The following is a 13,239-nucleotide window of genomic DNA, read 5'->3' on the forward strand; positions in this document are numbered from 1 at the left end:
GCGCCAGCGTTTCCACCCATGGTTCGGCCGGACCCAGCAGGGCGGGCTCGGCCCGGCCCGCGAATACCGCCTCCCGCTGCGCCTCGGCCGCCAGCGCCCCCCTGGTAGAGCGCCGCCACCGGCTGCGCCTGGCGGTTGAGCTCGGCGCTGATGCGCAACTGGTCCGCCGCGCGCTTCCAGTCGCCCTGCACCGCCGCGAGCTGGAAAAGCTGGGCGCGCAGGTCCGCGTCGGCAGGCTGGGCGCGGATGCGCTCCTGCACCAGGGTCAATTTCTGCGCGATGCCGCCGTCGCTCAGCGTAAGGGTTTGCGTCATGGAAGAGCCGGTCCCGGAAAGAAAAAACAGCCGTAGCGGGAAAAATCAGGAGCGGGAGGCCGCGGCCATGCGCCGCCTCCCGGCCGACGGGCGCGCCGCGGCGCGCCCCGGGCATCAGCCCTCCTTGTTCTGCTTGATGTCCCAGGCGACCAGGCTTTCGGCGCCCTTGCCGCCCTTCTCGGTCTGCTCCCAGTATTGCTGCTTGACCTTGGCGGCCTGGAAGGCGTAGTTCACCATCACCGCTTCGGACAGGTTCTCGCCGCTGATCTGCACCGAGGTCACCAGCACGTCTTCCAGGGTGATCTTGGAGTACTCGACCTGCTGGCCGCCCGCCTTGCACACCGACAGCTCGACCTTGCTCAGGTGCTTGCCGGACGCGCAATGCTTCATGACGGCCGGGGCGGCCTTGTCGATGCGCGCCACGACATGCAGGTCGTTGAAGCTGGCCTTGCCGGCCCCGCCGCCGCCGCCCGAGGCCATGTTGCCGGGCTGGGTCGCTCCCCACGAGAAGGACACGATATCGGTCCAGTCCTTGTGGTTCGCGTCCTTCGATTCGCCATTGGCGCCATCGATCTTCATGAACATATCAACAGCCACTGCTTTCTCCTATGCGTGCTCGCGAGCACAAAGATGAGTAGACGCGTCCTCAGCCTTCGTTCTGCTTCAGCGAAGGCAGCTTGGACACCAGGCGCAGCGACACCGTCAGCCCTTCGAGCTGATAGTGCGGCCGCAAGAAGAACTTCGCCGAGTAGTACCCCGGGTTGTCTTCGATCTCCTGCACCTGCACCTCGGCGGCCGCCAGCGGCTTGCGCGCCTTGGTCTCTTGCGAAGAATTCACCGGATCGCCATCGACGTAGTTCATGATCCAGTCGTTCAGCCAGCGCTCCATGTCGTCGCGCTCGCGGAACGACCCGATCTTGTCCCGCACAATGCACTTCAGGTAGTGCGCAAAACGGCAGCAGGCGAACAGGTACGGCAGGCGCGCCGCCAGCTTGGCGTTGGCCGATGCGTCCACGTCGTAGTATTCGTGCGGCTTCTGCAGCGATTGCGCGCCGATGAAGGCGGCAAAATCCGAATTCTTGCGATGCACCAGCGGCATGAAACCGTTCTTGGCCAGCTCCGCCTCGCGGCGGTCGCTGATGGCGATTTCGGTCGGGCACTTCATGTCCACGCCGCCGTCGTCGGTCGGGAAAGTGTGGCAAGGCAGGTTTTCCACCGCGCCGCCGGACTCCACGCCCCGGATCGAAGTGCACCAGCCATACAGCTTGAAAGAACGGTTGATGTTGGCCGCCATCGCATAGGCCGAATTGGCCCAGGTGTAGCGGTCGTGGTTGGCGCCGTCGGTGTCTTCCTCGAAGTCGAACTCGTCCACCGGATTGGTGCGCGCCCCGTAGGGCAGGCGCGCCAGGAAGCGCGGCATGGCCAGGCCGATGTAGCGCGAGTCCTCGGACTCGCGCAGGCTGCGCCAGGCGGCATACTCGGTGTTGGTGAAAATCTTGGTCAGATCGCGCGGATTGGCCAGCTCCTGCCAGGAATCCATCTGCATCACGCTGGGCGAGGCGCCGGCGATGAAAGGGCAGTGCGCCGCGGCCGAAATGCGCGACAGTTCGCCCAGCAGCTCCACGTCGGGCGGGCTGTGGTCGAAGTAGTAGTCGCCCACCAGGCAGCCGATGGGCTCGCCGCCGAACTGCCCGTACTCTTCCTCGTACACGCGCTTGAATATCGGGCTCTGGTCCCAGCCGACGCCCTTGTGGCGCTTGAGCGTGCGGCTCAGCTCCTTCTTCGAGATGCACATGAAGCGGATCTTCAGCAGCTCGTCTGTCTCGGTGTTGGTCACCAGGTAGTGCAGGCCGCGCCACGCGCCTTCCAGTTGCTGGAAGTCGGGGTGGTGCATGACGAGGTTGATCTGTTCCGACAGCTTGCGGTCGATCTCGGCGATGATGGCCTGGATGGTGCGGTAGGCATCCGAGCCCAGGCCCACCTGGGCGTTGGCCAGGGCCTGGTGCGCCAGCGTGCGCACGGCGTGCTCCACGGCCTCGCGGGCCTGCTCGGTCTTGGGTTTGAACTCTTTGCGCAGCAGGGACGACAGATCGTCCGCTTCCAGCGCCTGCGCGGCGCGCGCTTGCTCGCTTTTGGCCACAGCGGTCATGGCGTGCTCCCTCAAGCCTTCGGTTCTTCGGATGCCGGGGCGGGCGCCGCCTCGGGATTGGGCGTCGATGCAAGCGCGTTCAGCAGCGCCGGGTTCTTCAGCACTTTGCCGATCAGCTCTTCCGCGCCGGTCTTGCCGTCCATGTAAGTCAGCAGGTTGGCCAGCTGGGTGCGCGCTTCCAGCAGCTCATTGAGGGCGCCGACCTTGCGCGCCACGGTGGCGGGCGAGAAATCGTCGATGCTCTCGAAACTGATGTCCACGTTGAGGCTGCCTTCGCCCGTCAGGGTGTTGGGCACCTGGAACGCGGCGCGCGGCCGGATGGACTTCAGCCGCTCGTCGAAATTGTCGATGTCGATGTCGAGGAACTTGCGCTCGGCGATTTCCGGCTGCGGCGTCTCGGACTTGCCCGCCAGGTCGGCCAGCACGCCCATCACGAACGGAAGCTGGATCTTGCGTTCGGCGCCGTAGATTTCCACGTCGTATTCGATCTGTACGCGGGGCGCGCGGTTGCGGGCAATGAATTTCTGCCCGCTGCCCTTCAACGTTGTAGCCATGATGACTTCTCCATTTCGTTCATTGAGAAAGGCCGGGGCGCGCGGTTACGCGCCGCCGTCCGGGCCGCCCGCCTCGTTCCTCGGAAGCCAGGCTTCGAACTGTTCCAACCCTTGCGGCGCGAGATTCCTGAGAATGTCGTGAAAGCTCAGCGAAATCAGTTGCTGGGTGCGGCGGATCAGGTAAGGCGCGGGATGGCTGGGCTCATGCGTCTCGAAGTACGCGCTCACCTTGCTCAACATGAGCACGGCGTCCTCGCGCGACAGGATGCGCGCATCCTGCCAGCGCAAGGAAACGGCGGGCGCGGCGACGGGGGACGCGGCGGCGGCCGCATCCTGCGGCGCGGGTTCGGGCTCCGGCTCGGGCTGGGCGCTTGCGGTTTCCACGCCTGCCCAAGCCTGCGCGACCATGTCCAGGCTGCGCAGCAGCCCCGAAAAATCGGGGCACCACTCATCGCCGATGCGGCCGGACACCAGCGACTGGATGCGCCGCAGCGTCTGGCGCGCCTCGTCGATGGCCAGCGCTTCGGCGGCCTGCTGCAGCCAGGCCTGGCGCAGGTTCTCCGTGAGGCGCTCGCGGCCTCCGGGATAGATCTGTTCGGCCGCCCGGCCGCCCTCGATCACCGTTTCGGCGTCGCGCAGCGTGAGCTGCCCATGGACGCCGCTGAACAGGCGCGACGAACGCACGCTGCGCGCCGCGCCCAGCGTGTCGCACAGCGACGCCAGGGCATTCATGCGCGGCAGCGGATCGAACTCGCCGTCGATCTCCAGGCGCGGGTGCACGGGTTCCCAGTCGCGCTCCAGGGTGTCGGCGATCAGACCCAGGCCGGCGGCATAGCCGGGCAGTCCGCGCAGTTCGGTCCACGCCTGCGTGAGGTAGGCCAGGATGCGCACGTCGCGCGTGCGCTCCAGCAGCTGCTGGGCCAGCCGCTCCACTTCGCGCCAGTCGGCCGGCTCGGCCGGAATGATGGTGTCGCCGAACTGCTGCTCGCTCTTGCCCAGCGCCGCCTGCTGCAGCGCCAGGAACACAGGGTCGTACTCCAGATCCTCGCCGCAGGGCAGGTCCGGGTTCAACAATGTGGAAGTCGCTTCTGCAAATGCCATCGTGCCTGATCCGCCGGGTGGGTTCCGAGCCCGGGCTCGCGTATCGGAGCCGGCGCCCGGAACGGGCCCATACCTTGGAAAGGTCGGATTCTAGGTACGACACCCCGCGGAAATGGCGACAACTAACAAAACTTTGCTCTTCTAACGAACGCCGCCGTTTTGTTGGAAATTTGTAGTTGGATGAGAAGAAATGTAATCCGCGCTCGAACGGCAGACACAAAAAGTCGGATTTGATCGAGGTTTCCGCAGCCGTTGATACATGACACATCTGTCATGGACGTAACCTCAATACTTTCGTATCACATTGAAAACAGGGGACGTAATTAGCCCACGTATTTCTTGACGGGTTGTGCCGCCCGCCGCCCTCATCGGGCGGTCCGCCCCCAGGCCAGGTCCGGCTGCGGAAATTCCGGCAGCACGATGTCCGCATGTCCCGGCCGCACCCAGCGCGCGCATTCGCGCGTGGCGTCGATGCAGCCTCCCTCCGCATACACGCCCTGCGGGTCGCGGATGCGCAGCATGCGCTCCAGCACCCGCGCCGTGGCTCCGGGGTCGTCCAGCGTCCGCCCCACCCGCGCTTTCACGATGTCTTCATCGATGAAGAGCCTGCCCGCGGCGTCCGTGCGCGCGCCATGTCGCCAATGGTAGATCTCCACGCACTTCGAGGTCAGAGTGTAGGGCCGGTCGCGCTCCCAGAAATTATTGAAGCGCCCCGCGCCCAGGTAGAACACCCACGAACCTTCATAACCCTCGACGTTCGAGGAATGCTCGTCGGGATTGCGGAACCACAGCCTGTCTCCCGGCACGTAGAAACGCGGCGGCAGCGGACTGGCCAGCGAGCCGTATTCGCGCAGGAAGGCGTCGTGGAAGCGGCCCGACATCACCGCGCGCGTTTCCCACTGGCGCTGCAGGCGCGCCGCGAGCTCCGGATTGACCTGCTGGAGCTCCTGCGCGATGCCCAGCACCGTAACGTATTCCGTGGCCCGGTAGCACGAGAACGCATAGAGCTGGCCGGAAGCCTCCGGCTGCGTGGCGCGGCGCAAGCCCTCGACCAGCGAGCGGCCCGGCAGGATGGTGAAGCCGCGCGCTTCGTCGTAGGTCCAGTATTCGGGCGGCCGCTCCGCGTGCTCCGTATCGAAGGCCAGCGCGGTCTTGCGCGCGGCCTGCACGATGTAGCGGCGGATGCGCACCGCCGACTCCAGTTCCGCCACGTCGGGAAAGGTGAACGCCACCGGACAGGCCAGCATGGCGAGCACGATCTCGCGGTCCAGGTCCGCCTCGTCCGCGTCCGTGCGCAGGCCCAGCGAGGCGGCCGCGCCGGTCGTGTCGGCCTGGGGCAGATGCGCGGCCGCGAAGGCCGGACGCAGCGCGATCCGCACGCCCGGCGCGTCGCCGGACAGCCTGTCGCACGCCGCGGCTTCGTCCAGCGACAGGCTGGACAGGAACCGGCCGGCCTGCTCCCAGGCTTCGGCGGCGGCGGACGCGCCGGCCGTGTCGATACGGATGCCGCCCACGTCGGGGCGGCCCAGGGAAACCAGGGGCAAAGACATCGAAAACAGCTCCAGCGGTGGCCATGTCCGCCGCCGCGGAAGCGGCGGCGCGCGGACCCGGGTCCGCCATAGACGCCGATCATTGCCGATGCCGCACCGGCGCGCAAGCATCGGCGCGCGGGGCGCCGGGCCGCGTGCCGACAGGCTGCGGTCAGGATGCGCGGCCCCGCTCCCGCGCCGGGCCCGCGCAGCGGAAACGGCCAGGCAGCGGCAGGCCCGCGCCGTTGCGTCTTTCCAACAGAGTCTGCTTTCTCCTGCGGCCGCTGCGCCTATAATCGCAACAAAAATCATTATCAATATTGAAAGAGGAAATATTTTGTCCAAAGAACTCACCCCAGGGACGGCATTCTTCGGCCGCGCGCAGCGCCGCTGCCGCCTGTCGCCGCTGTCGCAGGCCATCAGGCGCGCCGCCCCGGGCATCGCACTTACAGCCCTGCTGCCCTTCCCTTCCGCCTGGGCGCAAGACGCGCCGGCCGACAGCGCGTCGGGCGCCACCACCCTGCCCACCGTGACGGTCACCGCGACCTCCATGTCCGCGGACAGCGCGCCCGCGCCCTACGCGGGCGGCCAGGTGGCCGAAGGCGCCCGCCTGGGCATTCTGGGCAACCAGAACGTCATGGACACCCCTTTCAACATCACCAGCTACACCTCGGAGCTGATCGAGAACCAGCAGGCCCGCACCCTGGCCGACGTGCTGGCCAACGACCCGTCCGTCCGCTTCACCACTTCGACTGGCCACGCTTACGAGAACTTCCGCATCCGCGGATTCGACGTCAACCAGAACGACATCGCCATCAACGGCATGTTCGGGCTGGCGCCGGGCGGCCACGTGCCGCTGGAATTCGTCGAGCGCGTGGAAGTGCTCAAGGGCCCCAGCGCCATGTTCAGCGGCATGGCGCCCAGCGGCGCGGTGGGCGGCACGGTGAACCTGGTGCCCAAGCGCGCCGAAGACACGCCCAACGCCACAGCCTCGGTGAACTACCAGTCCGACGGCCAGCTGGGCACCGACCTCGACGTAGGCCGCCGCTTCGGCAACAACAACGAATGGGGCGTGCGCGTCAACGGCGCGTTCAGCGACGGCGCGACCGCGGTGGACGGGCAGAAGAAAAAGCGCGAGTTCATTTCGGCCGGGCTGGACTATCGCGGCAGCGCCCTGAGCGCCTCGCTGGACGCTTACCACAGCCAGGAATCGTTCCGGGGCGGCACGCCCGCGATGTACCTGTTCAGCGCGAACGCCACGCACATTCCCGCCGCGCCCGACCCCAGCATCAACCTGTTCAAGGGCACCTACGGCAGCCTGCAGAGCAATGCCGTGATCGGCCGGCTCGAATACCGCTTCAACGACAACCTCTCCGCCTTCGCCGGCCTGGGCAAGCGCGATTACGACGCGATGGGTTTCATCAACGGCACCCATGCGCGCAACGTCGACTCCAACGGCAATTTCAGCGGCATCATTACCGGCCAGCGCAGCTACACCGACACGACCTCGTCCGAAGCGGGCCTGCGCGGACGCTTCAATACCGGCAGCGTCGCGCACGAAGTGGTGCTGCAAGGCACCTTGATGAAGATCGAGGATGGCTCGGCCCCCACCAGCCCCCGCACGACCTTCACCTCCAACATCTACGATCCGATCACGCCCCCCATGCCGGCCGTGCCGGACTCCACTTCCAGGACGGCGAAAAACACGCTGTCCAGCGTCGCGCTGGTGGACACCATCTCCTTCCTGGACGACAAGGTGCGCTTCACGGCCGGCGTGCGCAACCAGCGCGTGAAAACCACCTCGTACAACGCCACCACGGGCGATGTCACCGCGCGCTACGACAAGAGCGCGGTCACGCCCGCCTTCGGCCTGGTCGTCAAGCCCTGGGGGCCGGCCGTCTCGCTGTACGCCAACTACGTGCAGGGCCTGAGCAAGGGAGAATCGGTCACCGACACGCTGGCCACCAACTACGGCCAGACCTTCGCGCCCTACAAGACCGAGCAGAAAGAAGTGGGCGTGAAGTGGGACGCCGGCGCCTTCACCAACACGCTGGCGCTGTTCGAGATCACCAAGCCCACGATGGTGGCGTTTGGAACCACGAACAATCCCACCTACTCCGACGGCGGCGAGAAGCGTGTGCGCGGCATCGAGTGGAACACCTTCGGCGAACTGACGCGCGGCGTGCGCGTGCTGGGCGGCGTGACGTACACCCAGGGCGTGCAGACCAAGACCGCCTTCGGCCAATACGACGGCAACACCGCCGTGGGCGCGCCGCGCTGGCAAGGCAACATCGGCATGGAATGGGATACGCCCTGGGTGCCGGGCCTGACGCTCAGCACGCGCCTGCAAGCCTCCACCACGCAATACCTGGATGCCGCGAACAATCTGGAAATCCCCGGCTGGGGCCAGCTCGACCTGGGCGCGCGCTACGCCGCCAAACTGGCCGGCCGCGACGTGGTGCTGCGCCTGAACGTCAACAACGTGTTCGACAAGCATTACTACTCGGGCGCCTTCAGCGACACCACGCCCGTCGCCACGCTCGGACCAGGGCGGTCGGTCATGGCGTCGGCGAGCGTGAGCTTCTGATTCTTCCCGGCGGCCGGGCGCGGACGGGCCTTGCGGGGCCTGTCCGCGCCCGCGGCCTTTCGCTTCCAGCTCGGCGGCCCCCGCCGCCGGCCGCATTCCGCCGACATCATCCATGACTGCCTGGACCGAACAACGATGCAAGCCTTCATCCTCATTGGCCTGACCGCCGTGCTGGCGGGCTGTTTCTGTATCTACATGGCCTCTCCCAACCAGCGGTGGCGGGAGGCGGCCTGGCCCCGCCTGCCGGCCCGCGTCATCGGCGCCGCACTGCTGGCGGCCGGCGCCTGGAGCTTCCTGCAGCGCATGGACACGGTCGCCGGTCTTTTCGCTTTCGCCACCGCGCTCATGCTTTTCTTCTGGCTGGTGCCCTACGTGGGCGCGCTGGTCGGCATCCGCCGGAGCCGCTGACATGATCCGCAACGAAAAACCCGCCCCCATCCGGCGCGACTGGACCTCCAAGACGCTTGCCGGCGTGCTGCTCGGCCTGGCGCTGGCCCTGGGCGCGAGCGGCCTGCTCTCGCACTTCACCCAGGACATTCCGCTGACCACGCGCGCGCAGCTCGTCATGTGGGTCGTGCCCCCCATCTGGCTGGGCATCGCCGGCTGCGTCTACTTCTTCTCCAGCGGCCTGCGCGCGTGGGCCTGGCTGGGCGGCGCCACGCTGCTCGTCCACGGCGGCCTGTGGCTGGCCCGGCTGGCCTGAAGCCCGCGCCCTTCCCTCCCCGGACACACCGATCATGAGAGCCGACTACATCCGCATCTACAAATCGGTCCACACCTGGACCGGCATCGTCGCCGGCATGGCGCTGTTCATCGCCTTCTATGCCGGCGCGCTCACGGTGTTCAAGGATCCCCTGACACGCTGGGCCTCGCCGCAGCCGGCCATCGAACTCGTGCCGCTGGACCAGGCGCAAGACCTCATCGCCAAGACGCTGCGGGCGCATCCCGAAGTCGCCCGCGATTTCAACATCCACCTCCGGGATGCCGAACACGTGCCCGCCCGCATGGAATGGGCGGTGCGCGACCCCGGCGCGGACGATCACGACGAGTCGTCCGTCCGCCACTACATGGCCTATCTCGACGGCGGCGGCGCGGCCCAGGTCGAGCCGGCCCATCCGTCGGGTCTGGGAGCCTTCATCGACGTGCTGCATCGCGTGGTCGGCCTGCCGGTGGACAACGACCCCAACCGCTGGATCATGGGCGTCATCGCCGCGCTGTACGCGGTAGCCCTGGTGTCGGGCGTCGTCGTGCTGCTGCCCTCCCTCGTCAAGGACTTCTTCGCCCTGAGGGTCGGCAAGAACCTCAAGCGCATGTGGCTGGACGCCCACAACGTCGTGGGCATCGTCAGCCTGCCCTTTCACATCGTCATGGCCCTGAGCTCGGTCGTGTTCGCCTATCACGACGGCATCTATCTCATCCAGGACAAGCTGCTGCACGGCGGCCGGCTCGAGGCGTCCTTCCAGCGGCCCGGCGGCGCGGCGCCGGCCGCCGCGCCGCGCGACCCGGCCGCCATGCTGGCGCCGCAGGAACTGGTTGCCCGGGCACGCGCCCTCTCGCCCGGTTTCGAGCCCTACGGCCTGCAATACCAGCAAGTCACCGGCCCGCGCGCGCTCGTGCGCGTATGGGGCAAGGACGCCGCCGCCGTCTCGCCCCGCGCGCGCGGCGGCTTCGTCGCGCTGGATCCCTACACGGGCAAGGTTCTCAACAGCGACTACATGCCGGGCAGACAGAACGCGCCCAACCTGCTGATCAGCAGTTTCTTCGCGCTGCACATGGCCGCGTTCGGCGGCGCCGCCGTGCAGTGGATGTATTTCGTGCTCGGGCTGGCCGGCGCGTGGCTGTTCTACAGCGGCAACCTGCTGTGGATCGAAACCCGCCGCAAACGCGCCGACCGCCAGGGCGGCGCCGTGCCGGCGCAGCGACTGGACACCCGCCTCATGGCCTCGGCCACCGTGGGCGTCTGCCTCGGCTGCGTATGCGGGGTGTCGCTCATGATTGCCGCCTCCAAATGGCTGCATGGCCGCGTCGGCGATCCCGATGCGTGGATCCGGACGCTCTACTACCTGGCCTTCTTCGGCAGCCTGGCCTGGTCCTTCGCGCGCGGCGCGGCGGCGGCGTCGGTGCACCTGCTGTGGCTGGCCACGGCCCTCACCCTGGCCATTCCCGCCACGTCGCTGCTGGGCTGGCTGTACCCCGCGGCCGGCCCCTGGGCCCATGCCGCCCCCGCCACGCTGGCCGTGGATCTCACCGCCCTGGCCGGCGCCCTGGGCTTCGCATGGATGGCGCGCGCCACGTCCCGGCGCGTCAAACACGGCCCTCGCGAAAGCGTCTGGAGCGCCGGCGCCCAAAGCGCATAACGCGCCGCCCGGCATGCGCCGCCACGGCGGCGCATGGCCGACTGCGCCGCGCCTTGATATAGGTCAAGCGCGCGGGTTTAAGTTCGGCGCCGCGGTCCTCGTAATTGAGACAAGCGGGGCGGGATCGAAGCAGCGAAGTCGACGAAGAATCCTCACTGTGACAACGGAGATTCGAAACAGGAGGGCTTTACGTTGACAGGAAGGAAGCATGGGTTTTCTTAAAAGGCTGCGGCTGGGCCAATTGCTGGGCATGGCGTTTGCCAGCGTTATCGTCTGCGGCGTGCTGGGGCTGCTCGTCGCGCGCCATTACCTCGGCCAGATCCAGACCGACATCAATCTGCTTACCCGCGTGCGCATCGGCAACCTGGTCTATGCCGGCAACATCAAGGACGGCGTGAACGTCCGCGCGCGCCTGGCCCGCGACGCGGTTTTCGAGGAAGACCAGGCCAGGATAGGCTTGCTCATGGCCGAACAACTGAAAGTGCGCGACCAGATCACGGCGGACATCGAGGCGCTCGAAAAGCGCCTGGTCAACGCCGAGGGACGGGAGTTCGTCGTGCGCCTGAAGCAGGCCCGGGGCCCATATGTCGCCACCATGGAAAAAGCGCTCGACCTGGCTTCGCGCAACCAGGACGACGCGGCGACCGCCGTGCTCGTGTCGGAGCTGCCGCCGAAACAGGCCGCGTATTTCAAGGTGCTGGACGACCTGGCGCGCTACCAGCGCGACCAGGCCGACCTGGTGGCCCTGCGGGCCGAAGACAGCGTAACGCGGGCCACGGTGCTCGCCTCCGTCCTGGCCGCCGCGATGGCCGTGCTCGGCATCGCAGTTTCCGTCGCGATCACGCGCTCCATTGTGCGCAAGCTCGGCGGCGAACCCGCCTACGCCGTGCGGATCGCGCAGCAGATCTCGGACGGCGACCTGTCCACGGCCGTGAAGCTGCGCGCGGGCGACGGAACGAGCCTGCTCTCCAGCATGGAATCGATGCGCGTGAAGCTCGCCGGCATCGTCGGGCGGGTGCGGCAAAACAGCGAAGCCATTGCCACCGGCGCCAACCAGATCTCGGCGGGCAATACCGACCTCAGCCAGCGCACCGAAGAACAGGCCGCCAACCTGGAAGAAACCGCGGCGTCCATGGAACAGATGACGTCCACCGTCCGGCAGAACGCGGAAACCGTACGCGCCACGTCGAGCCTGGCAATGCAGGCAAGCGAAACCGCCGAACGCGGCGGACAGGCGGTAGACGCCGTGGTCAGGACCATGGAGGAGATCACCCGCAGCTCCCAGAAGATCGGCGACATCATCGGCCTCATCGACTCCATTGCCTTCCAGACCAACATTCTCGCGCTGAACGCCGCCGTCGAGGCCGCCAGGGCCGGCGAGCAAGGGCGCGGCTTCGCGGTCGTGGCCAGCGAAGTCCGCACCCTGGCGCAACGGTCGGCCAACGCCGCGCGCGAGATCAAGGATCTGGTCGAACACAGCATCGGCAAAGTCCAGCTCGGCAGCCAGACCGTCGACCATGCCGGCCGCACCATCAACGACGTGGTGGAACAGGTCCGCCGCGTCGCCACCCTGATTGCCGAGATCGGGACCGCGACCGGCGAGCAGGAACAGGGCATCTCGCAAGTCGGCCTGGCCGTTTCCCAACTCGACGAAGTCACCCAGCAAAATGCCGCGCTGGTGGAAGAGGCGGCCGCGGCGGCGGAAAGCCTGAACTCGCAGGCCGCCGAACTGGTCCAGCTCGTGAGCGTGTTCCGGATCGGGCATTCCCGGCACGACAACCCCGCCGCCGCGGCCGCGCCGCGCGTCTCCCGGCGTGTGTCCCCGCGCCTGGCCCATGGCGCTCCGAAGCCGGGCGAGGCGCCGGCCGCGCAGGACTGGTCCAGCTTCTGAAGCCGCAGGCCCTGGCCGGCATCCGGCATGGCCCAAGCCGTCCACTCGGTTGGAAACGGGCCCCTCAGCCGGAACGGCCGTGTGCGCGCTGAAGCCCACGCCCCGAGCGCGCTCGCTGCCTTCGTCTTCTTCGCGCCCGACCGCGTTTCTGGCATGCTAGACGGCATCGTCGGGCGCTGGCCGCCGCTTCCGGAGCCTTCCACATGCGAAATTTCGATTTCACCTCCTGGCACGGCCTGCTTTCCACGCTGCTGGGGCTGGCCCTCATCACCCTGATCGGCGTGGGCATACGCCTGGTCGTCATGCAGACGCTGCAGCAGCGCCGCGAACGCGAGAACCGGCAGATCAACGAACGGCTGCGCACGCTCATCGCGGCCTACAAGACGCTGGGCGGCTCCTTCACCGGCAACCTGGCCGTCGATCCCACCCACCTGCGCGACCTGCGGCAGCGCGGCGCGGCGGGCGAAGAACAGGGCGAGCCCGAGGAAGACAGCCCCTCCGGCAGCTTCGACCGCCCGCGACGCGTGCGCGACGCGGTCGAGGCCGCGCTTTCCGACATCATCCTGCTGGGCACGGAAGAACAGGTCCGGCTCGCCGCGCAGGCCGCCACGGAACTGGCCGAGGGCCGCCCCATCCATACGACCGAGCTCGTGGTGTCGCTGCGCAACTTCATCCGCGAAGTGCTGGCCCTGGAACCCGTGCCCGCAAGCCTCGACATTCCGCGCCAGGGCCCCGCCCGCCCCTCCGCGTCCAGCCG

At 67.6% G+C, this 13,239-nt stretch carries 11 protein-coding genes and 1 pseudogene; 6 read left to right on the forward strand and 6 right to left on the reverse strand.

Features of this window, described 5'->3' with window-relative positions; all coding sequences use genetic code 11:
- The 6 genes and pseudogenes from AD428_RS13570 to AD428_RS13595 all read right to left on the reverse strand — a co-directional run.
- Positions 1-314: pseudogene (locus AD428_RS13570) on the reverse strand (hypothetical protein); the annotation flags it as partial.
- Between the two features lie 114 nt (positions 315-428).
- Positions 429-911, reverse strand: coding sequence for an Hcp family type VI secretion system effector (locus AD428_RS13575; RefSeq protein ID WP_053245537.1), 483 nt, complete (start codon positions 909-911; stop codon positions 429-431).
- A gap of 49 nt (positions 912-960) precedes the next feature.
- Positions 961-2,463 (reverse strand): type VI secretion system contractile sheath large subunit, encoded by a 1,503-nt coding sequence (gene tssC / locus AD428_RS13580; protein ID WP_053245538.1) that lies wholly within the window; start codon positions 2,461-2,463, stop codon positions 961-963.
- 11 nt (positions 2,464-2,474) lie between these two features.
- Positions 2,475-3,017, reverse strand: a complete 543-nt coding sequence (tssB, locus tag AD428_RS13585; protein WP_053245539.1) for a type VI secretion system contractile sheath small subunit — start codon at positions 3,015-3,017, stop codon at positions 2,475-2,477.
- 45 nt (positions 3,018-3,062) lie between these two features.
- Positions 3,063-4,118, reverse strand: coding sequence for a type VI secretion system protein TssA (gene tssA, locus AD428_RS13590; protein ID WP_053245540.1), 1,056 nt, complete (start codon positions 4,116-4,118; stop codon positions 3,063-3,065).
- A gap of 365 nt (positions 4,119-4,483) precedes the next feature.
- The gene (locus tag AD428_RS13595) at positions 4,484-5,668 is read right to left on the reverse strand and encodes a hypothetical protein (protein WP_053245541.1); all 1,185 of its coding nucleotides are present in this window, start codon (positions 5,666-5,668) and stop codon (positions 4,484-4,486) included.
- A gap of 316 nt (positions 5,669-5,984) precedes the next feature.
- Here AD428_RS13595 and AD428_RS13600 point away from each other — a divergent pair, with 316 nt between their 5' ends.
- From AD428_RS13600 to AD428_RS13625, 6 genes are all read left to right on the forward strand, one after another.
- Positions 5,985-8,234: a TonB-dependent receptor gene (locus AD428_RS13600; protein ID WP_235490181.1), complete on the forward strand. Its 2,250-nt coding sequence runs from the start codon at positions 5,985-5,987 to the stop codon at positions 8,232-8,234.
- 135 nt (positions 8,235-8,369) lie between these two features.
- Entirely contained in the window at positions 8,370-8,642 is a 273-nt protein-coding gene (locus AD428_RS13605; protein WP_053245546.1) for a hypothetical protein, read from the forward strand.
- Between the two features lies 1 nt (position 8,643).
- On the forward strand, positions 8,644-8,937 hold the full coding sequence (locus tag AD428_RS13610) for a hypothetical protein (RefSeq protein ID WP_235490201.1): 294 nt from the start codon (positions 8,644-8,646) through the stop codon (positions 8,935-8,937).
- A 34-nt stretch (positions 8,938-8,971) separates the two neighbouring features.
- Positions 8,972-10,591 (forward strand): PepSY-associated TM helix domain-containing protein, encoded by a 1,620-nt coding sequence (locus AD428_RS13615; protein ID WP_053245542.1) that lies wholly within the window; start codon positions 8,972-8,974, stop codon positions 10,589-10,591.
- A gap of 208 nt (positions 10,592-10,799) precedes the next feature.
- Positions 10,800-12,482, forward strand: a complete 1,683-nt coding sequence (locus AD428_RS13620) for a methyl-accepting chemotaxis protein (RefSeq protein ID WP_053245543.1) — start codon at positions 10,800-10,802, stop codon at positions 12,480-12,482.
- A 203-nt stretch (positions 12,483-12,685) separates the two neighbouring features.
- Positions 12,686-13,239, forward strand: a 554-nt coding sequence (locus AD428_RS13625; RefSeq protein ID WP_053245544.1) for a hypothetical protein, incomplete at its 3' end; no start/stop codon positions are given.

The organism is Achromobacter sp. DMS1, from assembly GCF_001270295.1.